This is a genomic window from Mesorhizobium sp. B2-4-17, assembly GCF_006441275.1.
Classification (GTDB): Bacteria; Pseudomonadota; Alphaproteobacteria; order Rhizobiales; family Rhizobiaceae; genus Mesorhizobium.
Genome location: NZ_VFUX01000037.1, coordinates 1 through 25,199 on the forward strand (window position 1 = coordinate 1; position 25,199 = coordinate 25,199).

The window sequence follows — 25,199 nt, forward strand, 5'->3', positions numbered from 1 at the left end:
ACCTCCGCATCCATAGGAATCAGACTTCAGTCGAAAAGGGAATCCCAACGATTCACCCTATTCGCCCGACGCTCTAGTCCCACGGCCATCAGATTCTGCTTCGGAAATTCGAAGTATTGATGGATGGAGCGCATCATGTCGGTTAGAATCTTGTCTGCCGGATAGCCTCGATGCATGCTGCGGCCAATCTCAGCCGTCGTGAACGGACCAAGGTCGTTGCCCTTGTCGTCGAGCTTGCGGTAGTTGGCCTCCAACCAGGCATCGAACTCGACCCGACGCAGCCTTCCCGCAACCTCGTCGATGGTCGCGTCCGTAATAGGACCCACTCCGAAGAAGGGATTCGACGGGGCCTTTGGGGGGCCTGAGCGAGTGATGTTCCTCTCGCGGTCAAGTTGTTCCTTCATCTCAGCAATAGTCGACATGCGGGAGCTATCCTCTCTGTGAGACCCTGTTTGTGCTCGCAAATGCGCGGTTCGTGCCGGGTATTACCGTGCCAACAGCGCACCACGTTTCGCGGCGGCATGGATACCCGTCTGCTGGCGGATGCGAGCTAGATCGTAAATGTCCGTTTGTGGCTGCGATGCTTGCGACAATCACACCACCAGTTTGAGACATCTGCCCGGATTCTTTCGCCCGGTCGCCTGATCTGTGATCAGCGACCGCCCATCCGCTGGGCCTCGCCTCAGCTCGACCCCGCTGACCTGTACTTGCTGGGAGGCTGGCCGAACGTCTTGTGAAAGAGTCTCGCGAAGTGCGAAGCATTTTCAAAGCCGACCTCGATCGCAATCTCGATCATCGGAGCTCTCGTCTGCATGAGAAGCTGCTTTGCTCGTTCCAGACGGACCCTCTTATAGACGTTTGCCGGAGATAGGGCCGTCTTGTCTCTGAAGAGACGCTCGAGTTGCCTTCGGGACAAGCCGATCAACCCGGCCACTTTGGCAATGGAAATCGTGTTTTCTACGTGGTTTTCCATCACAATGAGTGCCGCCTTGAGCCTAGGGTCCTGGCAGTCAATGAAAGGGGGTCGGCGGGGCTGGATGTCGATGGCCGAGCGTGCCTTTTCGATCTGCAATACTTCAAGCGCATTTCTCTCGGCGTCCCGGCTGATATGACGCCTGACGATTGACGCCGCCATATCAGCCGCGCTGCTCCCACCGGCACAAGAACCCCTGCTGCGGTCAAGGTTGAAGAGCCGATCCGCCCTGACCTCGTGATCCGGGAAACGCTGGCGGAAAGCCTGGAAGTGAAGCCAGCTTACACAGGTCCGATGGTGTTTCATGAGGCCAGCTTCAGCCAGAATGAATGTTCCCGTGCAAATACCAATCAGTGGAACCCTCTTGGCTGCGGCATTCTTGAGGTAGCCGATCGTGGGGATGTCAACCGGATATTCGCAGTTCAGAAGACCGCCGACCACGACGATGTAGTTGAATTGACTGGGGTCAACGAAGTCGGATGTCGGCGCGACCTGAACCCCGCAGCTTGATGTAACCAGATTTCTCGTGCTGGCCAGCACCTGCCAATCGGCCCGCACCCTCCCGGATCTATCCGACTCGTCGCTGGCCAGTCTAAGGGTGTCGACGAAGAGCGCGAATGCGGAAAGAGTGAACGAACGGGCCAGGATAAAGCCGATCTTCAGTCGGTCGATTCCGGGAATTTCATTCGCTGGTTTCATTTTGCGCCTGATCTTTTCTTACTTGGCCGACAGCGCCCTGGCTTCTCGAAAGAGTGCTTTCGGGCCAGCGCCCGATCGATCTACCGAGTGCGTCACCGTGATGCCGACTGCGGTCGTTCCCGGATGGTTCACAACGATTTGACAGTCGAAATGTGCGCGCCATTGCATTACGCGTCGGACAACATCGGATGGTACACCCCAGCTTTGCGTCCGCCACTGCATCATGCGTCGGTCCCAATCTATTTGAGCTGGAAACCGTGGGCCAGGGGATCACGATCATCCACGAATATGGTGTTGTGGCCGATGATCCGTGCCCAGCCGCCGACGCTCGGCCGAATCCCTTTGAAAGGTCCAACACCAATCTCTGCCTCAACACGGCCCTCGAACACTGTGCCGATCAGACTTTCCTGGCGGAAGCTATTGCCAACTTTCAGGCGTCCCTTGCCATGGAGCTGCGCCATGCGCGCCGAGGTCCCTGTGCCGCCCGGCGAACGGTCGATCGCCTTGTCGCCATAGAACACCGCGCCGCGGCCGTCGGCATCGCTGCCCGAAGGCCTGTCGCACCAGATGGCGTGATGCACGCCGCTGATCCTCTCGTCCTCGGGATGGACCGGATTGCAGACGGGTGCCAAGGCGTCGCGCAGACGCCGACTGAGGTCGATGATGTCGCTCGCCGACATGCCGTCCAACCCCTGCCAAAATTCCTGCGGCTCGATAACCGCGTAGAAATTGCCGCCGTAAGCAATGTCGACGACGAGCGGGCCGAGCCCTGGAACATCGACGCTGACATCGGCCGCATAGAGATAGCTCGCGACGTTGAACATCCGCACGGACTCTACGAACTCGCCTGGCTTCTCATATTGGATATCCACTCTTCCCGCCGGTGTCTCGATCGAGAGCCTGCCTGGAACCCGGGGCGTTACGAGGCCCTCTTCGATGGCTGCCGTTACCAGTCCGATCGTGCCGGCGCCGCACATCGGCAGGCAGCCGCTGACTTCGATGAAGATGACGGCGAAATCACAGTCCTCGCGATATGCGGGGTAGATGATGGCGCCCGACATGATGTCGTGCCCGCGCGGCTCGAACATGAGAGCCTGGCGGATCCAGTCATGCTCGCGCATGAACATCTCGCGGCGCTCGGCGATCGGGGCGTGTGGCAGCAAGGGACCGCCGCCGACGACGAGCCGAACCGGATTGCCGCATGTGTGGGCATCTATGCAGAAGAAGCTGCGGCGCATGATCTTACATTTCCTCCCTTCAGGCGGTCTTTGCCGCGCCGGGTGCGCGGCTGCGCTGCAGAGCGCCCCTCGAAAACCTGTCAAGGAAGATGGCGATTGCGACGATCGATAGACCGGCCCGCAGGCCGAGGCCCATCTCCATGCGGGTCAAACCACGGGTCACTTCCGCGCCGAGGCCACCCGCGCCGACCAGTCCGGCCAGCACCACCATCGCCAACGAGAGGAGGATGCATTGGTTGAGGCCGACAATGAGGGTCGGAGTTGCGGATGGGATTTCGATCTTGAAGAGAATGGATCGCGGCGAAGCGCCCGTGGCCTGCCCAAGTTCCAGCAGGTCTTTCGGAACCTGGTTGAAGGCGAGCGTCGTCAGGCGCAGCATCGGCGGAATGCCGTAGACGATCGTGGCGATGATCGCCGGAACGCGGCCGAGGCTGAAGATCATGACCGCCGGGATGAGATAGACCCATGGCGGCACGGTCTGCATGATGTCGAGCACCGGCCGGATCGCGGCCTCGAACTTCTTGTAGCGCGAGGCCATGATGCCGAGTGGGAAGGCGGCCGAGACTGAGATGATCACCGCCACCGTCACCAGCGCCAGCGTCTGCATCGACGCGGCCCAGAAGCCGGCTAGCAGGCAGAAGGCAAGTGCGATGGCAGTGACGATCGCAACCCGGATGCCAACGAGAAAGAAAGCAAGCGCCACGGCCACGACGATCGTCACATAGGCAGGCGGATAGAGCAGGGCGGCCTCGATTCCGCTCAAGACAGCCTCGATCGATCTGGCCACGGCATCGAAGAACGGATGGAAATTGGTGTTCAGCCAATCCACGGCGGGGGCGAGGTAAGCCCCCGGCGAAAAGCTGGGCAGAGCGAAATTCATCTTGTGACTCCCTTGGCTCGGCGGGCTGCGCTCTGCGTGAGCCTGTCGAGCACCATGGTCAGGATGACGATGGCGATCGCGGCATTGATCGAGGTGGCGATGTCGAGCGTGCGCACGGCCGAATAGATTGTCTCGCCGAGACCGCCCGAACCGACGATGCCGGCGATGACGACCATGCCGAATGCCATCATCAGGCTCTGGTTGATGCCCGCCATCACGCTTGGAATGGCGAAAGGAAGCCTGATCTTCACGAACATCTGCCATGGGGTCAGGCCGGTCGCGTGTCCCAACTCCACGAATTCGCGCGGCGTCATGCGGATGCCGAGCGCGGTGAGCCGGATGGCCGGCGGCATGGCGACGATGAAGGTAGCGACGAGCGCGGTCGCCGGCCCGTAGCCCAGCAGCGCGATCGCCGGCAGAAGGTAGATGTAGGGCGGCAGCGTCTGGATTAGGTCGAGTATCGGCTCGAGGAAGCGATCGAATGCACGCACGAATCCTGCCACGATGCCGATCGGAATGCCGAACAGCAGCGCCAGCATGGTGGCGGTGATCACCAGGGCGAGCGTGCTCATCGTTTCGGCCCAGAGACCCATTACCGCGCACAAGACGAGGGCAAGACCGGCGAGCACGCCAGCGAAGCTGTTGATCAACCGCCACGCGACCAGCGCCGCGACGATCGCGATCACATAAAACGGTGCGAGCTGCAGCAGCCAGAGGACCCCGTCATAGGTTCCTTCAAGCACTGCCCTCAGCGTTTCGAACAGCCAGTCGCCATTGTCGCTGATCCAGCCGAGAGCCGTGTCCGTCCAGCTGTCGAACGTGTCGGTTATGGTCGAGATGTCCATGATGCTCCTCCCGAGCTATGCGGCGACCAGCTCTCCGGTGGGCTTGCCGGCGACACCACGCAATAAGCCGCGGATAGTGACGATGCCGACGACAGTCCCGTCCTCGACCACAGCTACCGCATCGCGATCGGACTGCGTGGTCAGATCGATGAGCTCACCGATGTCGGCTTCGGGTGAAGTCCGGGGAAGCGCGTTCACGTCGCATTGCGGCTGCGCGCTTTTGAACTCGCTCACAGGCACCATCACCGAGTGCGCCTTGACCAGATGAATCCTGGAAATGCCCGCGACGAAATCGGAGACGTAGTCGTCCGCGGGTTTGGTCACGATGTCCTCGGCCGTCCCGATCTGGACGATGACGCCGTCCTTCATGATGGCGATGCGGTCGCCGATGCGAATGGCTTCCTCGAGATCGTGCGTGATGAATACCGCGGACTTGCCCAGCGACTTGGTCAACTCGCGGAACTCGTCCTGCAATTGGCGGCGGATGAGCGGGTCGAGCGCGCTGAACGGCTCGTCCATGAGGATGATTTCCGGGTCGGCCGCCAGCGCCCGGGCGAGGCCTACGCGCTGCTGCATGCCGCCGGACAGTTCCGAGGGATAGCGCGAGGTCCAATCGGCAAGCCCAACCTTTTCCAGCGCCGCGCGGGCGATTTTGTTTCGCTCTTCCTTGGCAATGCCTCGCACCTCTAGGCCGAAGCCGGCGTTCTCAAGGACCGTGCGGTTAGGCAGAAGCGCGACGCTCTGGAACACCATGCCGATGTTCCGGGCACGCATGTCGCGCAGCTCGGCGGCATTGAGCTTGGCGATCTCCTTTCCCTTGACGGTGATATTGCCGAGGCTCGGCTCGATCAGGCGATTAAGCAGTCGGATCAGCGTCGACTTGCCGCTTCCCGAGAGGCCCATGACGCAGAAGATCTCGCCGCGGCCGACCTGGAACGTGGCATCGGCGACGCCGACCACGCAGTTGAATTCCTGCAGCACCTGCTTCTTGGAAAGCCCGCGCTCCAAGATGGCTTTGACGGCGGCTGGCGCGCGGCTCCCGAAAACTTTCCACACGGATTTGCAGTCGACGAGAACTTCGTTGGGGGCATTCAAGGCAGTGTTCATTGCATTCCCCATCGGCCACCAATGGCCATCGTGTTTGAAGGCGGGCAGCCGGTTCGGCGGCCCGCCATGCCAGCGTTACTCGCTCTTGATGTTTTCCCAGCGCTTCAGGAGATCGGCATGAGCTTCAGTCCAGGCCTTGACGGCTTCATCCATCTTCTTGCCGTCGCTGACCGCTCCGTTGATCGCGGTGATATCGGCGAGCGGCACATAGACTGAGGCGATGACCTCGCGAGCATGCGGATGGTCAGCCGAGAAACCCTTCCTGGCGATCCAGTAATAGCTCTGCGGCGGCGGGAAGACACCCTTGGGGTCCTTCAGGAACTTCACCGGAAATTTTTGCATCATCCAGGACGGCTCCCAGATCGTGACGGCGATCCATTCCTTGCGATCGATGGCCGATTTCAGGGCGGCCGTCATGGCGGCCGTGCTGCCTTCGACCAGCTGCAGCTTCAGGCCGTAGTCCTTCACCGCCTTGGCAGCGTCGCGCATCAGGCCCGAGCCAGGTTCGATGCCCACGATCTTGCCGCCGAACTTGTCGGCGTTGTCGTTCAGCTGATCCGTCGAATCGATTGTCACGTAGTTCGGCACCGCAATGGCCTGGTACAGGCCGTGCGAAACCGGGGAGACCTTCTCGAGACGCTTCTTGTTCTTGTCCCAATAATCCTGGGCGACATAGTCGGTCTGCGAGGCGAGCAGTTGAATGTCGCCCTTGGTCAGCGCGGCGTAGGCGATGCCCCATTCGGAGGAGTCGACCACCTTGACAGTGTAGCCTGCGTCTTCCAGCACCTTCTTGGTGATGCCAGTGATGGGAGTGAGATCCTCCCACGACATCGTCCCCATAGTGATGGTCTTTTCCTCGGCCTGGGCCGAAAACATGGTCATCCCGACCATCGCGGCAGCGCAGAGCGCTTTCCACAACGTCTTCATGTTCCTCACTCCTTAGTTTTCGTTTCCATTCCCATTTTGAAGACTTTGCGCCTGCTCAGCCTTCACATTGCGCGGCCAGGGCTCATCCCTCGCGGCCAGCACGCAATTCCTGCAGTCGGATCACCGTGTTCACGCCCAGCCACGTAAGCGGCTCGGGGGGAAGCCGTGCGGGCTGAGGCTGATCCGAATATCTGTCGAGCATGCCCGAGCGGGTGCCGGTCGCGAGGTCCGCGGCCATGACGCCAGCGAGCGTGCTTTTGACGGTGCCAAGGCCGTTCTCGCAGCACGCCGAATAGAGGCCTTCTTCGATCTCGCCGAAGGCGGGCACGTGATTGCGGCTGAGGCAAAGCCTCCCGGCCCAGACATATTCGAACGGCACGTCCTTGAGGTCCGGGAACCTGGCATTGAGCGATGCCCGTTGCTCGGACGCGATCCCGTCCAGGCGTTTTTCGCTGACCCGGACGGGCCAGTCATAGGTGAACCGGGTGCGGATCACGATCCGCGAGAGGCCGTCGCTGCTTATCTTCCTGACGGTGGCGCCCATCGGGTCGGCGGGAAGCAACGCCCACCGGTCCTTTCCCGTCGACTTCGCGGTGAAAGGGGCAGTCATCGACGCATAGGTGAAGATGTGCATCAGGCGGCCGCGGAAGTAACCGAAATCATCGATATGGCCGTTGACGCCGAGGATCACTTTCGGCGCGGTGACGCTTCCGGTGCGCGACACCGCCTTCCAGGCCCCCGCAGCCCGGGTGAGCTTGAGCACCGGCGAATGCTCGAACATGTCGACTTTCGAGGCCAGTCCGGCGGCGAGCCCGCGGATGTAGTCGGCGGGCTGGATCATCACGGCGCCGGGCGTATAGAGGCCGCCGAGGTAGTAGGACGATCCGGTGATCTGCCGCATCTCATCCGAACTCAGCAAGCGATGCTCTTCGCCGATCGCCTTGAGCGAGCGGCCGTAATTGGCATTGAGCGTCATGCCGCGCTCGGTCGCCGCCGCATTGATCTTGCCCGACGGATCGAAGGTGCGCGCGGACATGCCGTATTCCGCCGCCGCCTCGGCGGCGAAGGCGATCGCGAAACGGTTCTCGGCGATCTCCGCCTTTGTTTCGGCCTCGCCGGCGACGGAATATTCGCCCGACGACAAATTGTGCGGGGTGTCGATCATATAGCCGGAATTCCGGCCGGCGGGGCCTTTGGCGATCTCTCCGGCTTCCATGAGCACGATCCTGTCGCCGGGCCGCAGTTGAGCCAGCCGCCGCGCGGCGGAAAGGCCGGCGAAGCCGCCACCGATGATCAGCCAGTCCGCCTTGATATCGCCGTCAAGCGTGCGGACAGGGAAGCAGCGCCTGCTGATCGCCTCCCAGCCCGAGGTTCCGGATTCAGCCGGAAGCCGCTTGACGACGAGATCGCTCACCGGATGGTCTCGTCGACGGAACGGTCGGAGAGATCGATCCAGACCGTCTTCAGCTCACAGTAATTGTCATGCGCGAAGACCGACTTGTCGCGCCCGCCGAAGCCGGATTCCTTGTAGCCGCCGAACGGCGTGGTTGCGTCGCCTTCACCGAAGCAGTTGACCGTGACCACGCCGGCCCGAATTTCGCGCGAAAGCTTGATCGCCTTGCGCAAGCTTGCTGTGTAGACGGATGCGGTGAGCCCGTAATTCGTATCGTTGGCAAGCGCGATCGCCTCAGCCAGCGAATTGAAGGTCGTGACCGACAGGATCGGCCCGAATATTTCCTCCTGGAAGAGGCGGCTCGCAGGCGTCACCCCGTCGACAACGGTCGGCTCTATGTACGCGCCCTTGTGCGTGGCACCGCCATGGGCGATCGAGAGCTTCTCGGCCTTCACGTCGGCGAGGAAAGACTTCACCTTCTCGAAATGGTTCTTGCTGACCAGCGCACCGATGCGATTTTCCGGGTCGAGCGGATCGCCCATCTTCCATTCCCGCATGTAAGCGCCGATGCGCTGCAGCAGCTCGTCCTTGACCTTGGCGTGGACGATGAGCCGCGACGTCGCCGAGCAGTTCTCGCCCATGTTCCAGAACGCGCCGTTGACCACCTGCTCGGCGACGAGGTCGAGGTCCTCGGCATCCTCGAGAACCACTGCAGGGTTTTTGCCGCCGCATTCCAGCACGACGCGCTTGAGGTTGGAGTCGGCGGCGTAGCGCAGGAAACGGCGGCCTGTCGGCGTCGATCCGGTGAACGCCACCATGTCGACGCCCATATGCATACCGATCGGTTCGCCCACGTCCTTGCCGCCGCCGGGGACAACATTGAAGACGCCAGGCGGGACGCCGGCCTCATGGGCGAGCTCGGCGACACGCAGCGTGGTCAGCGTTGTCTCCTGCGCCGGCTTGACGATCACCGAGCAGCCGGCGGCCAGCGCCGGGCCGATCTTCCAGGCCAGCATCAAGAGCGGAAAATTCCAGGGCAGGACACAGCCGACGACGCCGACCGGCTCGCGCACCACCATGGTCAGCGCCTTAGAGCCGACGGGCGCGGTGTTGTCATAGAGCTTGTCGATCAGCTCGGCGTGCCAGCGGATGGTATGAATGGTGTCGGGAACATCGACCGTCTGGCATTCGCGGATCGGCTTGCCGCTGTCGAGGCTTTCCATGACCGCCAGCTCGTGGCGGTTGCGTTCGAGCAGCTTGGCGAACTTCAGCAGCGCGGCCTTGCGCTCGCCTGGCGCGAGGTGCTGCCAGCGCCCATCGTCGAAAGCCTCCCTGGCTTTTGCCACGGCAAAGTCGACGTCACTGGCATCGCACGCGGCGATCTCGGCGAGAACCTCGCCCGTTGCCGGATTGGTCGTCTTGAAGGTCTTGCCGGAATTCGCCGGACGAAACGCCCCGTCGATGAAGGCGTTGGTCGGGAATTGCAGCTCCGCGGCGAGTGCCTTGTATTCGGCGGCGGTCAAAGGCTCATGCATGGTTGGCTCCCGACGTGATCTGGGCGACCGTGCGCTTCAGCGTGGCGACGACAGTCTGCAGGGATCGCTTTTCTTCAGAATTCAAAGGCCGCAGCGGCGCGCGCACGCCGCCTGTCTTCAGGCCGATCAGCTCGCATCCGTGCTTGATCGACTGGACGAACTTTCCGCATTCGAGGAAGTCCATCAGCGGCAGCATCGCGCTCATGATGGCGCGGCCCTTGTCGAAGTTCTTTTCGAGCACGCAGGCCTCGTAGAGCGCGACATGCTCGCGCGGCAGGAAGTTCGAGCCGGCGCAGACCCAGCTCCTGGCGCCCCAGGCGAAGAATTCCAGCGCCTGATCGTCCCAGCCGCAGGAAAGCGCGATGTGCGGAAACTTGCGGGCTAGCCGGTGGAGGTTGCCCATGTCGCCGGAGCTTTCCTTGATGGCGACGACGTTCCGGGACTTCCCAACGCGGGAGAAATACTCCTCGCCCATCATCACGCCCATACGAGCAGGATAGTTGTAGAGCATGATCGGAAGGTTGGCCGCGCGGTCGACGGTGAGCGCATGCACCGCATTCTCGCGCTCCGTCGGCAGGGCGTATGGCGGTGAGGATACAAGGATCGCGTCGGCGCCGATCTCCTTCGCCGACTTGGCGTATTCGACCGAGTCCTCGGTCCTGATGGCGCCCGTGCCGATGATCAGCGGAAGGCGGGTGCCGATCACTTGCTTGGCGTAAGCGCCGAGATCGAAGCGCTCCTGCGCGGTTTGGGCATAATATTCACCGGTCGATCCGCCGACGATGATGCCGTGCACCTTGGCTTCGATGAGTGACTCCAGAACGTCCGCGAAACCGGCGTGATCGATTTGACCGTCCGGGCCGAGCGGAGTGACCGCCGGCGTGTAGATGCCCTCGAATTTCAAGACAATGTCTCCGTCGATGGAGTGGCCGTTTCGACCAAAGCGTCATTCAGCCAAGGGGGAACTGTCCGCGAACTCTCCGGTGAGAATCCCCAGCGCCCGAAACCGGTCGATCGCATTTGATGCCGCGCAGGATTGCACAGCGGAGAGCCGGAGTCAACGGATTGTATTATTTGAGTACACAAATTTTATACGGATAAAACACACGCGACAGAAGGTGTGAACCGGAGCGCCGTCCGGAGAAATGCGACAGCGGTCCTGCCGCTGGCAAAGCCGACCAGCCCGCGAGGAGAGAATCGCTCGCGACCGAGCCGGCGTGTCAGATCAGAACTGAAGCGCGAGGTGCGCCTTTAGGGACCGGCAGACGTGCCTTGTGGATGCTGAGGCAACCTTCGCGAGCAAGGCCTGCCATACCCCGACCGACAGGCCAGACGAGCTATGAAGCGGCAAAGGGCCGATCTGAAAATCGCGGCGATGCCGTCAGTTATCGCCGACCAAGGCATCTGCCTTCATGCCCTGTGGCGCGATGAACATCTCCATGTTCTCGCGTGACAATTCCCAGTGCTCGAACACCAAGTCGACGACGGCATCCTCGTCATGACCGCTGATGGCCGAGATGAAACAATCGTGGTGTTCGACTGCAATTCTGAGGCGCTTGCGCATGTCATCATTGCGCGGGCGGAAGAAGGTATGGCCGATACGGGCATGATCGATCAGCAGGCGGCCGAGGCTGGGCTGCAGATAGACGTTGCCGGACATCTCGCCGATGATCTCATGAAACCTGTTGTTCTCGACCACCATGGAAAGTGGGTCGCCTGACTTGCTCGCCTCGCGGAAACGCTCCTGCGTGTCCTTCAAGTCCGACATTTGTGAAGGCTTGAAATTCTGCACCGCCAGCCGGCCGATAGCGGCGTAGACCATAGGGGCTACCAAGAAGAATTGTCGAAGGGTCGAATGGTTCATAGGGACGACCCGGGCGCCCCGGTTCGCGCGGATTTCGATGTAGCCTTCGCCTTCCAGCCGCCGAAAGATTTCTCTCACCGGGGTGCGCGACAAGCCATAGCGCTCGCTCAGCGCCACCTCATCCAGGTCCTCGTCCGGATCGAGTTCCATCGTCAGGATGCGGCGCTTCAGATCGTCGTAGAGACTGCCCTTGCTTCCCTTCATCGCGCACCTTCGGAATCATCTCTGCCAGTCGATCATGCTCGCACAGAGTCGCATGGGCTCCTGCGTGAGTCAACGGATTGTATTTTCCTCGTACACAATATGGCCGGAGAGCGAGGTCTGTTCCGATGCGCCGACGTTTGCATCCGCATCATCTTATTTCCCTATCCGCCTGAATTGCTGGGGTGTCATCGAAAAGTGCTTCTTGAAACAGCTGCAGAAATGCGCCGTATCGCTGAAGCCAGTCTCATATGCAATTTCGGTAACGCTGCGCCGTCGGCTCGCCAGCAGCTCACGCGCGGCGAGGAGACGTATCCGCCGCCAGAATATGGCTGGTGCGGTTTGCAGATCTGCCAGGAAAGCCCGGTTCAGGCGTGTCTTAGAGGTGTTCAGAGAACGCGCGAGCTCGTCGATCGAGCACGGCGCGTCGATACGCGTCTCCATCACCTTCACGGCCTCCACAGTCAGCCGCGACGCCGCCCCGAGCGCCTCCTCGTAAGGTTTCGTTCTGAGAGCGATGCGAGGCTCCTCGGGTTTGAAGAGGAGATAGTTGAGGGCCTTTTGAGCTCTGCCGACATTGCTGTAGTGCGCAATGAGGAAGGCCGCGACCTCAATGGCCACGATGCTCCCCGGACAGGTGAGGATGTTGCCATCAATAACATAGTTCTGGTTGGTGACGGGGCTGACATTCTGGAACCTGGCCACGAATTCGCCCAGGGTATCGAAGTGCAAAGCGCATTCCCGATGGTTGAGAAGGCCCGCCTGTGCCAGAACGAAGCTGCCTGTGCACAAACCGATGATGGGGATGCCACGTTGGTCCGCAGCCTGCAGATAGTCATACGTCCTTTGCGGGATTCCCCCCATGTCTCGCGCGAGGCCGCCGCATACGGCAACGCAGTCATATCTGCCTGGATCGTCCAGATTTCCGCTCGGAACCATCTGCAGACCGCAGCTCGCACGCACCGGATGCTGCCCTGCTGAAATGAAGTCCCAAGAAAAATAAACCTGGCGGCTCTGATCCTCCCGGTCGGCAGCCAGTCGAATGGCATCCACGAAGCTCGCCATCGGGGTCAGCGTGAAGCTCGGGCATAGGATGATGCCGATCTTCAGGTAGGGAAGTCCTACGCGATCAGGTGCCTTCAGCGCGGTCGTCAAAGCTAGCCCCTCCTTGCGGATCCGTCCAATTCTTATGAAAAACATATCGAAATCACAATTCGTGAATTTCGCGAACCGCTAATGTTCGGTCATCCCAATCAGGTGAGCGCTCACGGCGCGGAAACCAAAGATGACGCTGAAGTCGGCATTCCCGAAAATTCTCGAGCCGCTCCAGCTGCGCCACAAGACGCTGCGCAACCGGATCAATTTTGGTGCCCATACCGCCAACATGGCCGACGACGGTCTGCCTGGAGCGCGGCACCTGGGCTACTATCTGGAGCGGGCCAGGGGAGGCGCGGCCATGATCGTGGTCGAGCCGATGCCGGTCCACCGCACGGCTCGGTTGACTCGGGGCAATTTTCGCCACGACGACGATGCGGTGGTCCCCGGCTTCAGGGCGATCACCGATGCATGCAAGGCCGAAGGCGCGGTTATGGTCCACCAGCTTTACCATGTCGGCCAGCATGGGGATTACGACAATTCCTACTCGGCGAACTGGTCACCATCGGGCCTGCCGTCCTACCACGATGGAGACGGCAGCCATCGGATGCGGGAAGCCGAGATCGAGGAGATAATCGAGAGCTTCGTTCGCGCCGCTGTCCGAGCCAGGGAGTGCGGCTTCGACGGCGTGGAATTGTTCGGCCCCTATAATTCGCTCATCGAACAATTCTGGTTGCCATGGTCGAACCGGCGCGAAGACCGCTGGGGCGGCTCCTTCGAAAACAGGATGCGTTTCTCGACCGAGATTACCTCGCGCATACGTGCGGCGGTTGGTGACGAGTTCATCATCGGTCTCGCCTCGAGCATCGATGCCTCGGTCGATGTCGGGATGAATACGGAACTGCTCCAGGAGATCGCCGCCTACCATGATACGCGCGCCCTGATCGATTACATCAGTTGCGGCACGGGCAGCTACTTCGACCACTCCTCCGTCATGCCGACCTTCTTGTTTGCCGACAAACTGGGCGCCCCCAACGCCCAGGCGTTGAAAGAGGTCTGCAAACACACTCGCGTCCAGGCGGAAAGTCACATCCGCACGCCGGAAAACGCCAACGAGGTTATCTCGTCGCGTCAGGCCGACATGATCAGCATTGTGCGCGGCCAGATCGCGGATCCGCACTGGGTGAACAAAGTGGCGAGTGGCCGCGACACTGACATTCGCGGCTGCATCTCATGCAACCAGATGTGCTGGGGCAGACGCTCGAGGGACTACTGGATCTCGTGCCTCGTCAATCCTTCAGCTGGCCGCGAATTCGAATGGGGTGGCGACAGCTTCGCAAGGGTCGAGACACCTAAGCGCGTGCTGGTGGTGGGAGGCGGCCCGGCCGGTCTCGAAGCGGCTCGCGTCGCCGCCGAGCGCGGTCATAGCGTGACGCTCGCCGAGGCAGGCCCGCAACTCGGCGGGCAGTTCAGGCTCGCTGGCCTGCAAGCGCGCCGGTCTCAAATCCTGGAACTGATTGACTGGTACGAACGACAGTTGACCAGGCTGGGCGTAAGCCTGCTCTTCAATACCCCGCTTGATGCCCACGAGATTACCGGCCGCGACTTCGAGGAAATCGTCATCGCAACGGGCTCGCAGCCTTCGGGCACGGGGTTCCAGCGTGGCCTGCCTGGGCAAGACCGCCTTCCGGGTGTTGACTTGCCCAATGTCTGGTCAGTCGAGGACGTGATGACGAGGACAGCACGCTTGGGCGATCATGTGCTGCTCATCGACGACACAGGTGACTGGCGAGGTCTCGGCACCGCTCTCGAAATCGTGGCGCGTGGCCATCGCGTCACCGTCGTCACGTCCTGGCCTGTGCTCGGACGTTACCTGCAGCGGACGGAAAGCGACGGCGTCGCTCGCGCACGCCTGAAAAATGCAGGTGGCCGCTGGATAACTGACGCTGTGGTCAAGCAATGGCACGGGGACGGAGCGACTGTCAGGAGCCATCTCGATGGGACCGAAACGGTCATAAAGGCCGATACCCTGGTCCTTGCAACCACCAACGTCTCAGATACGTGGGTGCTGGATGAACTTGAAGAGCAGGTACCCGCGCTGAGACCGAAGGTCATCGGCGACGCATTGGCGCCGCGGCTCGCCGTGGCGGCAATCTACGAGGGGAGGGTGCTCGGCCAATCCATCTAGACTGCCAGACACTGACCATCTTCAACTGGCCATTCGCGGAAGTTGAGGAGACGCAACCGTCCCGAATCGGAGGCCCGCTCGCCGATGCCCAGGGATCCCACGGTTGGTTGGGCAAATGCGTGAGAGACAAGAAATCAACAACAGGGAGCACTCGAAATGAAGTTTTTCAAAAGCGGAGGAACCCGCGTGCCAAAGGCGATCACGCGCATGGCGAAGGACGTTCGTGATGGCCACATGGACCGGCGCGAATTCCTTGCGATAGCTAGTGCGTTCGGCGCATCGACCGCGGTCGCTTACGGCATGGTCGGCCTGGCCGCGCCGGTGCCCGCGTTCGCCGCAGAAGGCAAGAAGGGCGGAACGCTCCGCGTTGCCATGGTGGTAAAGCAGCAGAAGGACCCGCGTACCTATGATTGGGTCGAGATGGCCAATATCAGTCGCACCTGGCTGGAGCCGCTGGTCCGCTACACCCGCGAATTCACTTTCGAACCGGTGCTTCTGGAGAGTTGGGAAGTCAACAGCGACGCCACCGAATACCTGCTTCATGTCCGCAAGGGGGTGACCTGGAACAACGGCGACCCATTCAATGCCGACGATGTCGTCCACAATTTCAGCCGCTGGTGCGACAAGAAGGCTGAGGGCAATTCGATGGCGGCACGTGTCAACAGCCTGGTTGACCCGAATACGGGCAAGGTGCGCGAGGGCGCCGTTATCAAGGTCGATGACTATACGGTCAAGCTCTCGCCGAGCGACCCGGATATCGCGCTCATTGCCGGTCTCACCGACTACCCGGCCTTGGTCGTGCACAGGAATTTCGACGCAGATGGCGCCAATCCGATCACGAAGCCGATTGGAACCGGTGCATTCGAGCTCGTCTCCTACGACGTGGGCCAGAAGGCAGTGCTGAAGCGGCGCGAGAGCGGAAAATGGTGGGGCGGAGAAGCACTGCTGGACGGGGTCGAGTTCATCGACTACGGGACCGATCCAAATGCAATGGTGAGTGCGTTCGAGTCCGGTGAGGTTGACCTCAATAATGAAACCGGAGCGGACTATGTCGAGATTTTAGACAAGCTTGGACTTCACCAGACGGAGATCCAGACCGCGACCACCCTGGTTGCCCGCACCAACGTCACGCAGAAGCCGTATGACGATAAGCGCGTGCGCAACGCGCTCCAGATGGCCGTTGACAACAACGTTGTGCTTCAACTCGGCTATGCCGGGCGCGGCACGGTGGGCGAGAACCATTTTGTCAGCCCGATTCACCCCGAATACTACCCTCTGCCTAAGAAAGCGCGCGACGGGCTGGCGCGAAAAAACTCATAGCGGAGGCGGGTCAGGCGGATTTCGAGCACGAATTGATCACCGTCGACGATGATTGGAACAAGAGCACTGGGGATGCGATCGCCGCCCAGCTTCGCGACGCGGGCATTAAGGTCAAGCGCAGGGTAATGCCCGGGTCGACCTTCTGGAACGATTGGACGAAGTATCCTTACTCCGTGACCGTTTGGTACATGCGTCCGCTTGGCGTCCAGGTTCTGGCACTGGCCTTCCGTACCGGCGAGGCGTGGAACGAGACGGGTTACTCCAATCCGGAGTTCGACAAGAAGCTCAAGGAGGCCCTGTCGGTGAGCGCCCCCGAGAAGCGGCGTGAGGTGATGAAGGACATCGAGACCATGATTCAGGACTCGGGGATCATCATCCAACCCTATTGGCAGAAGCTCTACAATCACATGAGCAAGAAGGTGAAGAACTATTCCATTCACCCGACCTTCCAGATGGATCTGCAGAAGGTCTGGCTAGAACAGGCCTGACGCATTCAAGCCTCAGCCTAAACGGCTAGCTGGCGGCCGCGGAATTTGCCTCTTCGGATGGAGATTTTCGCGGTCGTCACGGATGTTTCCCCCCGAGGAACATCCAAAACCATCGGAGCCGTCATTTTTTGGCCGGCCGAACTGACCACTCCAACTATGCCAGCCACCACAGCCGTGGGTCTCAACTGCGGCCACGCTGATCGAGCATGAAGCATAGCGATGTGCTTGCCGGTCACGCGCTGCCGGCGCAGCGCCATGATCGCATCCGCCACCGCGGCTTCGGTTCGCCCTGGGCTTGTCTTGGGCCGCGAGGAACGGTCGAGCGTGCCGGCGCTTCCCTCGATCCGGAAGCACTCCACCCAGCGCGCCACCACCTTCGCCGTCACCCCGTATGTCCGCGCCGCATCGGCTTTGGAAGGACGGCCTCCAATAACGTCACGGGCCATTTCCTCGACGCAGCGGCTTCGGACGGGCATTCTTGTGGATGTTCAGTCGGTCCTCCGAGAATCACTGAAGCTTCCTCAGTTTTCTTGGTCGGGGCCGAACAGACAACCTCCTGAAGGCTCACAGCTAGTACGAGGTGGGCGACGCCGACATGCCGACCTTGATCGCGCGGTCTCTGAGCGACAGATGCCGACAACACGAATGGAGCAGAAGGTTTGTACGAGACTGGTGGAGTATGCGACACCCGATCGGTCTATGCGGAACCGCGCATGATCAACTTGGCTTCGAGTCGTATGACTTCCGATCCGCCATCAAGCGCTTGAGGGTCATCCCCGATCCGCGCGAAAAGCATGTCAACCCCGGCGGCGGCGATGCCCCGATAGTCCTGCGCCACTGTCGTCAGCGGCGGGCATGTGAAGCGGCTCAGTGGATGGTCGTCATGACCCGCGACGCGCAATCCGCCGTCCTCTTCACGTCCGACCGGCCGCTTGCGCTCGTAGGCAGCGGCGATGACGCCGAAAGCGAGGCGGTCGTTGGCGCATAGAACCGTCCGGGTGGGGAAGCCGCCACTGTCAAGGATACGGCCGGCTTCCCGGTAGCCTAGTTCCTCGAAATCCCAGCCCCCGGCTCGGATCGGCAGCATGATGGGCTCAATCTTGAGCCGCTCCATGGTTGCGATATACGCCGCCCGGCGCTCCAGCGCGTTCTGATTGACCGCCGGCATTTCCAGGAAACAGGGATGCTCTCCCGTGCGGCACAGATACTCGGTAATGTCGCCGATGCTCTGTCGGTTGTCGGTTCCGACGAACGGTTGATCGGCATTGACGCGATTGTCGAGGAACACGATCGGCACTGAATTCACGAGGCTGGCCAATAGGGTCGCGTCCGTCTCGAAACCCAGCGGCGCCATAAGCACACCAGCAATATTGAGCGACATCAGCGTGCGCATCGCGCGGGCTTCCAGCTTGCGTTCCCCATGTGAGGACAGAACGATCGCCCAGTACCCTTCGGCAAGGCAGCGCATTTCGATCTGGCGAACGACCTCCGCGTAGAACGGATCGGAAATGTGGGGAACGATGACGCCAATATTCTTCGGCTGCTTCCGGTTCATGCTGACAGCGAAGATGTTCGGTCGATAGTCGTAATCCTTCAGCGCCTTTTCGATCCGCGCCCGGGTCGACGGCTTCACGCTATCGGGATTGTCGAAATATTTCGAGACCGTCGGCCGCGACAGACCACTGGCGGTCGCAAACTCTTCCATGGTCCTGATCTTCGGCTCGCTCATGTTCGACTTCCCGCGCTTGAGACGCCCGCAATGGGCGAACAGGATTTTTCATGCGTAAATTTATTTTTTTACCAAGACAACCCATAAAAGCGATCGGGAAGCGATCATTCCCGCTCATGGCAGATCGAGAACGGCAAAGGCCGTGTAATCTCTCGTGCATCTATCAATTTATTTTTTATCGCGTGTAAAGAAATAAATTGACACGAAGAAGGAGGCATGACATTTAAAGCCGCAGCTCGGGTTCCGGGCTGAATTCTCGCCATGGAGGTTGCCGCCTGGCGGCGGCAAGCAGGCGGGAAACGCATCGTTCATGTTCAGATCAACAACGAGCCGGCCAGCACCGGCTCCATTCGGAGGAAATCATGTTTCGTAAAACGCTCGGCCGCATTCTTCTGTCCGCGACAGCCCTCGCCGTGATGGCGGGCGTCGCTTCCGCTGACGGCATCGGCGCATCGCTTCTGACCCAGCAGCACCCGTTCTACATTTCACTCGCCAACGCGATGAAGAAGGAGGCCGATGCGGAGAAGGTGCCGCTCGAAATCGCCATCGCCAATCAGGATCTCAGCAAGCAGCTTGCCGATGTCGAGGACTTCATCACCAAGGGCGTCAGTGTCATCATCATCTCCCCGGTGGACAGCAAAGGCGTACGCGCGGCCATCACCAAGGCCGAGAAGGCAGGCATCAAGGTCATCACCGTGGACATCCCGGCCAATGCCGCGGAAGTGACTTCCTTCGTCGGCACCGACAATTTCGCCGGCGGCGAAAAGGCGGCCGAGCTGATGGCGAAGTCCATTGGCGACAAGGGCAATGTCGCCATCATCGACTATCCGACGGTCCAATCGGTGGTGGACCGCGTCGAGGGCTTCAAGAAGGGCCTCGAGAAGCACCCTGACGTCAAGATCGTCGCGATCCAGCCAGGCATCACCCGTCCGGAAGCGCTGGCCGCCGCGCAGAACATGCTGCAGGCCAATCCCGACATCGTCGGCATCTTCGGCTTCGGCGACGATGCGGCCCTCGCCGCGGCGGCAGCCGTCAAGGCGGCCAAGCTCGAGGCCCAGGTCAAGGTCATCGGCTTTGACGGCATGGAAGAGGCCCGCAACGCTGTGAAGAACGACCCGGTGATGGTAGGCGTCATCGCCCAATATCCGGACGAGATGGGCAAGGTCGCGGTCGAGACCGCGGCCAAGGTGATCAAGGGCGAGACCGTTCCGGCCAAGCAGCCGATCGTTCCGGGCGTCGTCACCAAGGATGGTGAAACCAAGTAGCCAGTTCGACGGCGGCGGCTGGGAGGTTTGTCGCCGTTACCTTCTCCGAGCGATGGTCCGGTCAGCCAATTGCCGGCACCATCGCGCCTGGAGAAAGGAAAAGTGGTTCCGCTCGCCATGTCACCGGCGGGCGAGCCGCAAGGCAGAGGAGGAACAACTCGTGACAGTCATCAACCCAAATGCCGATGCCGACACGTCGCGTGCCGCCGACACGGTGCTCGAAATTCGCGATATCGCGAAATCATTCGGCCCGATCGTGGCGCTCAAGCGTATGAACCTGACCGTGCGGCGTGGGCGCGTGCACACGTTGCTCGGTGAAAACGGTGCCGGCAAGTCCACCCTGATGAAGATCCTTGCCGGCGTCTTCAAGCCCACGTCAGGCAGCATCGTCCTGAACGGAAAACCCTATGTGCCGCAAAACCCGCGCGACGCCCGCGCGCACGGCATTTCTATCGTCTTCCAGGAACTCAGCCTTTGCCGCAACTTGTCGGTAGCGGAGAATATTTTCGCCAGCCACGAGCCGAGCCATTTCGGCTTCATCCGCGACCGCGAGTTGAATGCGGCCGCCCAACAGCTCATCCGCGAGCTCGGCCTGCCGGTCGACGTACGAGCCAAGCTCGGCGACCTTTCGATCGCCCAGCGCCAGCTTGTAGAGATCGCCAAGGGCCTCAGCCTGCCCGCCGACGTGATCATCCTCGATGAGCCGACCTCGTCGCTTTCGGACAGCGAGGCCGAGATCCTGTTCACGATCATCGACCGGCTGAAGGCGCGCGGCAAGGCCATCATCTACATCTCGCATCGCATGGAAGAGATCATGCGGCTGTCCGATGACATCACCGTCGTGCGAGACGGCGAGTATGTGACCACCACCGAGAAGAGCCAGACCAGCATCGACCGGCTGATCGCCCTGATGGTCGGACGCGAGATGAACAACATCTACCCACCGCGCCAGGCGCCGCGTCCCGCTGCTGAAACGCCTCCGATGCTGGCGACCAGGAACCTCACCGTTCCGGGCAAATTTCGGGATGTCTCGATAGACGTCAAACCCGGCGAAGTCGTCGGTCTGTTCGGCCTCGTCGGCTCGGGCCGCTCCGATGTCATGAAGGCTCTGTTCGGCATGTACCAGCCGCAGGGCGAAATCGTCCTTGACGGCAAACCGCTGGCGCTTGCCTCTCCGACGGAGGCGATCCGCAACGGCATCGCTTTCGTGACCGAGAACCGCAAGGAAGAAGGCCTAGTGCTGCCTCATAGCGTGGAGCGCAACATCAACATGGTGGCGCTCGGCCAGCTTGCGGGGCCGCTCGGCCTGATGCGCAGTTCGGCCGAGCGCGAGGCCGCCAAGAGCGAGGTGCGACGCCTGGCCATCAAGACCGCATCGATCGACACCATTGCCGGCTCGCTGAGCGGTGGCAACCAGCAGAAGATCGTGCTGGCCAAATGGCTCTTGATCAAGCCGCGGGTGCTGATCCTGGACGAGCCGACCCGCGGCGTCGATGTCGGCGCCAAATTCGAGATCTACCGCATTATTCGCGAGCTTGCCGCCAACGGCGCCGCGATCCTGATGGTTTCCTCGGAGCTTCCTGAAGTTCTGGGCCTCAGCGACCGCGTCGTGGTGATGCATAACAAGCAAATGGCCGCCGTGCTCGAAGCCGATGGCCTCACACCGGAAACCGTCATGAACTACGCAGCGGGGATGCACGCATGAGCAACGTCCAAGACATTCAGAAGAAGGCCGCGGATGCCGAGGTCCGCCGCTCGTTTCTAAGGTCGCCGATGGTGCGCCAATATGGCGGCATCATCATTTCTCTAGCCGTGCTCTGCGTCGTCTTCTCGGTGCTGAACCCGCGCTTCCTGGCCTTCAACAATTTCATGAATATCGTGCAGCAGGTGGCCGTCATTGCGGTCGCGGCCTACGGCATGACCTATGTCATCCTGCTGGGCGACATCGACCTGTCCATCGGCTCCATCATCGCCGTCGCCGGCATGGTGGCCGCGCAAGCCTTCGGCATGGGCTTCGGTTTCCTGCCGACGGTGCTCCTGACCTTGGCTGCCGGCGCGCTGATGGGCGCGCTCAACGGCGCGTTGTCGGCCAAGCTTATGCTACCATCCTTCATCGTGACGGTAGCCACGATGGGCATCTACCGCGGCGCGGTCAGCCTGCCGACCAATGGCGCGCCGGCAATGATCGACAACGAGGCATGGCTCTCGATCGGCGCCGACAGCTGGCTGGGCATCCCGATCATCATCTGGATCATGGCCGTCCTGTTCGTGATCAACCACGTCGTGCTGTCCAAGTCGATCTTCGGGCGGCAGATCTACCTGACCGGCGGCAACAGAGAGGCGGCGATCTATTCCGGCATCCGCGTCGACCGCGTCAAGATCATCGTCTTCATGATCTCGGGCGTCATGGCCGCGATCAGCGGCATACTTCTCTCCTCGCGCCTGTCCTCGGCTCAGACCAACGCCGGCATGGGCTACGAGCTCGACGCCATCGCCGCCGTGGTCCTGGGTGGCACCTCGCTTGCCGGCGGCGTCGGCACGATGATCGGCACCATTCTCGGCGCTCTCATCATCGGGGTCATCAACAACGGCATGAACATGTTGTCGGTCCCTTACTTCTTCCAGCTCATCGTCAAGGGCGTTGTCATTCTCGTAGCCGTCTGGCTCGATGTGCGCAGCAAGTCCGTCAGAACGTGATCGGGTGAAACAAACATGAAGAAGATTATCACGATAGGCGAGATCCTCGTCGAGATCATGGCCGTCGAGTCGGGCCATGGCTTCACCGCCCCGATTCAGCTCGTCGGTCCCTTCGCCTCCGGCGCGCCGGCGATCTTCATCGATCAGGCGGCGAAGCTCGGCCAACCCTGCGGCATCGTCAGCACTGTCGGCAAGGACGATTTCGGCACGCTCAACGTCGAGCGTTTGCGCCGTGACGGCGTCGATGTCTCGGCCATCGGCATCCATCCAACCGCGGCCACCGGCAGCGCCTTCGTGCGCTACCGGCCGGACGGTAATCGCGACTTCATCTACAACATCCGCCACAGCGCCTGCAGCGCCATCGGCCTCACGTCGGAGGCGGAAAGGCTCATCGACAGCGCCGACCACCTGCATATCATGGGCTCGGCGCTGTTCTTCGACGGCATCGTCACCGCCATCTTCGAGACCACCTCGCGCATCAAGGCCAAGGGCGGCACGGTTTCCTTCGACCCCAACATCCGCAAGGAAATGCTCGAACTGCCCGGCATGCGTGAAGCACTCGCCCATGCGCTGGAGAATACCGACCTGTTCATGCCGAGCGGCCAGGAAATCTTCCTTCTTACCAAATCGACCGACGAGAAGGCCGCGGTCGCGGACCTGCTCGACCGCGGCATCAAGGCCGTGGTGGTCAAGCGTGGCGCGCAGGGCGCCAGCTACTTCGACAGGTCTGGCGAAGCCTTCGCTCCGGCGTTCAAGGTGGAGGAAGTCGACCCGACCGGCGCCGGCGACAGTTTTGGCGCGGCCTTTGTGACGTGCTGGCTGCGCGGCATGGAACCGCGCAAGGCGTTGATCATCGCCAACGCCACCGGCGCGCGGGCGGTAAGTGTCAAAGGGCCGATGGAAGGCACGTCCACCATGGGCGAAATCGAAGCGTTTCTGAACGAGCATGGAGTTCCGGCATGAGCACCGACATCCTGAGCGGCCTGCCCGCACGCCACGCGAGCGGACAGCGTAGCGGCATCACCTCGATCTGTTCCGCGCATCCGCTCGTCGTGGAGGCCGCTCTCCTGGAGGGAATCGCGACCGGCTCACCGGTGCTGATCGAAGCCACCTGCAATCAGGTCAACCAGGAAGGCGGTTATACCGGCATGACGCCCGCCGACTTCCGCCGTTTCGTCGAGGCCATTGCCGCTCGGCTGGGATTTGACGCCGGGCGCCTGATTCTAGGAGGCGATCACCTGGGGCCTAACCCATGGAAGCATCTCCCGGCCGAGGAAGCGATGCAGCGCGCCGAAGTCATGATGGATGCCTTTGTGCGGGCAGGCTTTACGAAGATCCATCTCGACACGTCGATGGGTTGCGCGGGTGAGCCGGTGGCGCTGCCCGACGCCCTGACCGCCGTGCGCGCCGCGCGCCTGGCGAAGGTCGCCGAAAGGGCGGCGGCCGAAGCCGGCTACGACCTGCCGGTCTACATCGTCGGCACCGAGGTGCCGATCCCCGGTGGGGCGATGGAGGCGCTCGATCACCTGGAACTTACCAAGCCGGAAGCCGCGCTCGAAACCATCGAGGTTCACCGCAGGGCCTTCGCCGCGCTCGGGCTACAGGATGCCTTCTCGCGCGCCATCGGCGCGGTGGTGCAGCCGGGCGTCGAATTCGGCAACGAGAATGTCGTCGTCTACGACGGTGCCAAGGCTGTCGCCTTGCGCGGCGTCCTCAAGCAGATGCCGCAATTCGTCTTCGAGGCACATTCGACCGATTATCAGCCGCAGGAGGCGCTTTCCGCTTTGGTTCGCGACGGCTTCGCGATCCTCAAGGTTGGCCCCGGCCTGACCTTTGCGCTGCGCGAGGCGCTCTATGGCCTCGACCAGATCGCGGCCTTCCTGGACCGTCTGCCGGAGGAGGAAACTCTGCGCGGCAAGATGGAACGGCTGTTGCTGGCCGAGCCCAGGAACTGGGATAAATACTATCATGGCGATGCGCAGGAACAGCGCCTGCAGCGCCATTTCTCCTACAGCGACCGCATCCGCTATTACTGGCCCCATCCGCAGGCATTGGCCGCGGTCGACGCCCTGCTTCAGCGGCTGGACGGCCGCCCAATCCCCGAGACGCTGATCAGCCAGTATCTCGGCACGCTCTATCCCGCGGTTGCGGCGGGCAAGGTGAAAGCGACTCCAAAAGCGCTAATGGTGGAAGCGGTGCGCAACGTTGTGCGCAGTTACAACCACGCGTCATCACCAACTGCAAAGGTCTTATCTAGTCGGCCATAGCCGGAGGGACATCAAAGGTCGAATGCCTCGCTTGCGGATATCGGCGAAGCGTTGATAGCGGAGCGCGCATAGGATGCGCGATCAAGCGACAGACTTCGTCGGCCCGTGTCGTGACAATGGCGCGTATCTGACGGTAGTTGCCTCGATGCCCGGCTGTCCCAGCGCGCAGAGGCTACAAGGCTGTGCGGAGGCTTCACTGAGCGGTCCATCCGTGTCCACCGCGTCGCCTAACGGGGGCGGTCACGCCATCGCCGACATCAGCCGCAAACTAAAATCCCCATAGCCATCAACTGTGGCCCGCGGGTTCCTGCATGAGAGGCTTTCGTACGCCTGACGGCACCCGAAACCCTTCAGCATGTCGGTCGTAAGGGCGACTGTGCCTATTGCCCAAAGCAGACAATTTTGGTGGCCACTCTGGAGGTCGAGATGTCGCAGGAGCAGCATTTGCCTAACTTGCTTCGCAACCGACCACTCGCCACCGACAGTTG

At 61.4% G+C, this 25,199-nt stretch carries 18 protein-coding genes and 3 pseudogenes; 7 read left to right on the top strand and 14 right to left on the bottom strand.

Going from position 1 to position 25,199, the window contains the following annotated elements; translation table 11 throughout:
• Positions 1-74: 74 nt before the first annotated feature.
• From FJ548_RS24895 to FJ548_RS24950, 12 genes and pseudogenes are all read right to left on the bottom strand, one after another.
• Positions 75-422, bottom strand: a pseudogene (locus FJ548_RS24895) (phosphoglycerate dehydrogenase); the annotation flags it as partial.
• A 260-nt stretch (positions 423-682) separates the two neighbouring features.
• A complete protein-coding gene (locus FJ548_RS24900) occupies positions 683-1,672 on the bottom strand; it encodes a GlxA family transcriptional regulator (RefSeq protein WP_140779223.1) in 990 nt (329 codons plus the stop codon).
• Positions 1,673-1,911: 239 nt separating this feature from the next.
• Entirely contained in the window at positions 1,912-2,910 is a 999-nt protein-coding gene (locus FJ548_RS24905) for a 4-hydroxyproline epimerase (RefSeq protein ID WP_140779224.1), read from the bottom strand.
• Between the two features lie 19 nt (positions 2,911-2,929).
• Positions 2,930-3,790, bottom strand: a complete 861-nt coding sequence (locus tag FJ548_RS24910) for an ABC transporter permease subunit (protein ID WP_140779225.1) — start codon at positions 3,788-3,790, stop codon at positions 2,930-2,932.
• Positions 3,787-4,635, bottom strand: coding sequence for an ABC transporter permease subunit (locus FJ548_RS24915; protein ID WP_140779226.1), 849 nt, complete (start codon positions 4,633-4,635; stop codon positions 3,787-3,789). Before FJ548_RS24915 ends, FJ548_RS24910 begins: the two co-directional genes overlap by 4 nt.
• Before the next feature lie 15 nt (positions 4,636-4,650).
• A complete protein-coding gene (locus FJ548_RS24920; protein WP_140779227.1) occupies positions 4,651-5,742 on the bottom strand; it encodes a glycine betaine/L-proline ABC transporter ATP-binding protein in 1,092 nt (363 codons plus the stop codon).
• 75 nt (positions 5,743-5,817) lie between these two features.
• On the bottom strand, positions 5,818-6,669 hold the full coding sequence (locus tag FJ548_RS24925; RefSeq protein ID WP_140779228.1) for a glycine betaine ABC transporter substrate-binding protein: 852 nt from the start codon (positions 6,667-6,669) through the stop codon (positions 5,818-5,820).
• 82 nt (positions 6,670-6,751) lie between these two features.
• On the bottom strand, positions 6,752-8,083 hold the full coding sequence (locus tag FJ548_RS24930) for an FAD-binding oxidoreductase (RefSeq protein WP_140779229.1): 1,332 nt from the start codon (positions 8,081-8,083) through the stop codon (positions 6,752-6,754).
• The gene (locus FJ548_RS24935) at positions 8,080-9,597 is read right to left on the bottom strand and encodes an aldehyde dehydrogenase (protein ID WP_140779230.1); all 1,518 of its coding nucleotides are present in this window, start codon (positions 9,595-9,597) and stop codon (positions 8,080-8,082) included. Before FJ548_RS24935 ends, FJ548_RS24930 begins: the two co-directional genes overlap by 4 nt.
• Positions 9,590-10,501 (bottom strand): dihydrodipicolinate synthase family protein, encoded by a 912-nt coding sequence (locus FJ548_RS24940; protein WP_140779231.1) that lies wholly within the window; start codon positions 10,499-10,501, stop codon positions 9,590-9,592. The genes FJ548_RS24935 and FJ548_RS24940 overlap by 8 nt, the downstream gene beginning before the upstream one ends.
• A 477-nt stretch (positions 10,502-10,978) precedes the next feature.
• Complete coding sequence (locus tag FJ548_RS24945; protein ID WP_140779232.1) at positions 10,979-11,665, bottom strand: GntR family transcriptional regulator; 687 nt, start codon at positions 11,663-11,665, stop codon at positions 10,979-10,981.
• A 153-nt stretch (positions 11,666-11,818) separates the two neighbouring features.
• On the bottom strand, positions 11,819-12,817 hold the full coding sequence (locus tag FJ548_RS24950; RefSeq protein ID WP_181168897.1) for a helix-turn-helix domain-containing protein: 999 nt from the start codon (positions 12,815-12,817) through the stop codon (positions 11,819-11,821).
• Between the two features lie 130 nt (positions 12,818-12,947).
• Between FJ548_RS24950 and FJ548_RS24955 the strand changes: the two genes are divergently transcribed.
• Both FJ548_RS24955 and FJ548_RS24960 read left to right on the top strand, forming a co-directional pair.
• The gene (locus FJ548_RS24955) at positions 12,948-14,945 is read left to right on the top strand and encodes an FAD-dependent oxidoreductase (protein ID WP_140690148.1); all 1,998 of its coding nucleotides are present in this window, start codon (positions 12,948-12,950) and stop codon (positions 14,943-14,945) included.
• Between the two features lie 156 nt (positions 14,946-15,101).
• A pseudogene (locus tag FJ548_RS24960) lies at positions 15,102-16,753 on the top strand (ABC transporter substrate-binding protein).
• A 212-nt stretch (positions 16,754-16,965) separates the two neighbouring features.
• Here FJ548_RS24960 and FJ548_RS24965 read toward each other — a convergent pair.
• A pseudogene (locus tag FJ548_RS24965) lies at positions 16,966-17,245 on the bottom strand (leucine zipper domain-containing protein); the annotation flags it as partial.
• A gap of 205 nt (positions 17,246-17,450) precedes the next feature.
• The gene (locus FJ548_RS24970) at positions 17,451-18,482 is read right to left on the bottom strand and encodes a LacI family DNA-binding transcriptional regulator (protein ID WP_140607107.1); all 1,032 of its coding nucleotides are present in this window, start codon (positions 18,480-18,482) and stop codon (positions 17,451-17,453) included.
• A gap of 362 nt (positions 18,483-18,844) precedes the next feature.
• On the opposite strand from FJ548_RS24970, the gene FJ548_RS24975 reads away from it, so the two are divergent.
• The 5 genes from FJ548_RS24975 to FJ548_RS24995 all read left to right on the top strand — a co-directional run bounded on the left by FJ548_RS24975 (position 18,845) and on the right by FJ548_RS24995 (position 24,711).
• Positions 18,845-19,747 carry a substrate-binding domain-containing protein gene (locus FJ548_RS24975; RefSeq protein WP_140607106.1) on the top strand — a complete coding sequence of 301 codons (903 nt, stop codon included), beginning with the start codon at positions 18,845-18,847 and terminating at the stop codon, positions 19,745-19,747.
• 160 nt (positions 19,748-19,907) lie between these two features.
• Complete coding sequence (locus tag FJ548_RS24980) at positions 19,908-21,452, top strand: sugar ABC transporter ATP-binding protein (RefSeq protein WP_246678761.1); 1,545 nt, start codon at positions 19,908-19,910, stop codon at positions 21,450-21,452.
• Entirely contained in the window at positions 21,449-22,444 is a 996-nt protein-coding gene (locus tag FJ548_RS24985; RefSeq protein ID WP_140690139.1) for a ribose ABC transporter permease, read from the top strand. The genes FJ548_RS24980 and FJ548_RS24985 overlap by 4 nt, the downstream gene beginning before the upstream one ends.
• A gap of 15 nt (positions 22,445-22,459) precedes the next feature.
• On the top strand, positions 22,460-23,407 hold the full coding sequence (locus tag FJ548_RS24990; RefSeq protein ID WP_140779235.1) for a sugar kinase: 948 nt from the start codon (positions 22,460-22,462) through the stop codon (positions 23,405-23,407).
• Positions 23,404-24,711, top strand: coding sequence for a D-tagatose-bisphosphate aldolase, class II, non-catalytic subunit (locus tag FJ548_RS24995; protein WP_140690133.1), 1,308 nt, complete (start codon positions 23,404-23,406; stop codon positions 24,709-24,711). The genes FJ548_RS24990 and FJ548_RS24995 overlap by 4 nt, the downstream gene beginning before the upstream one ends.
• Positions 24,712-25,199: the final 488 nt, after the last annotated feature.

Bases quoted from the DNA above. Each gene is read 5' to 3' on its own strand.
- FJ548_RS24920 (WP_140779227.1), bottom strand. From the start codon at position 5,742: ATGAACACTGCCTTGAATGCCCCCAACGAAGTTCTCGTCGACTGCAAA.
- FJ548_RS24985 (WP_140690139.1), top strand. From the start codon at position 21,449: ATGAGCAACGTCCAAGACATTCAGAAGAAGGCCGCGGATGCCGAGGTC.
- FJ548_RS24905 (WP_140779224.1), bottom strand. From the start codon at position 2,910: ATGCGCCGCAGCTTCTTCTGCATAGATGCCCACACATGCGGCAATCCG.
- FJ548_RS24995 (WP_140690133.1), top strand. From the start codon at position 23,404: ATGAGCACCGACATCCTGAGCGGCCTGCCCGCACGCCACGCGAGCGGA.
- FJ548_RS24990 (WP_140779235.1), top strand. From the start codon at position 22,460: ATGAAGAAGATTATCACGATAGGCGAGATCCTCGTCGAGATCATGGCC.
- FJ548_RS24915 (WP_140779226.1), bottom strand. From the start codon at position 4,635: ATGGACATCTCGACCATAACCGACACGTTCGACAGCTGGACGGACACG.
- FJ548_RS24945 (WP_140779232.1), bottom strand. From the start codon at position 11,665: ATGAAGGGAAGCAAGGGCAGTCTCTACGACGATCTGAAGCGCCGCATC.
- FJ548_RS24935 (WP_140779230.1), bottom strand. From the start codon at position 9,597: ATGCATGAGCCTTTGACCGCCGCCGAATACAAGGCACTCGCCGCGGAG.
- FJ548_RS24955 (WP_140690148.1), top strand. From the start codon at position 12,948: ATGACGCTGAAGTCGGCATTCCCGAAAATTCTCGAGCCGCTCCAGCTG.
- FJ548_RS24925 (WP_140779228.1), bottom strand. From the start codon at position 6,669: ATGAAGACGTTGTGGAAAGCGCTCTGCGCTGCCGCGATGGTCGGGATG.
- FJ548_RS24910 (WP_140779225.1), bottom strand. From the start codon at position 3,790: ATGAATTTCGCTCTGCCCAGCTTTTCGCCGGGGGCTTACCTCGCCCCC.
- FJ548_RS24970 (WP_140607107.1), bottom strand. From the start codon at position 18,482: ATGAGCGAGCCGAAGATCAGGACCATGGAAGAGTTTGCGACCGCCAGT.
- FJ548_RS24975 (WP_140607106.1), top strand. From the start codon at position 18,845: ATGTTTCGTAAAACGCTCGGCCGCATTCTTCTGTCCGCGACAGCCCTC.
- FJ548_RS24900 (WP_140779223.1), bottom strand. From the start codon at position 1,672: ATGAAACCAGCGAATGAAATTCCCGGAATCGACCGACTGAAGATCGGC.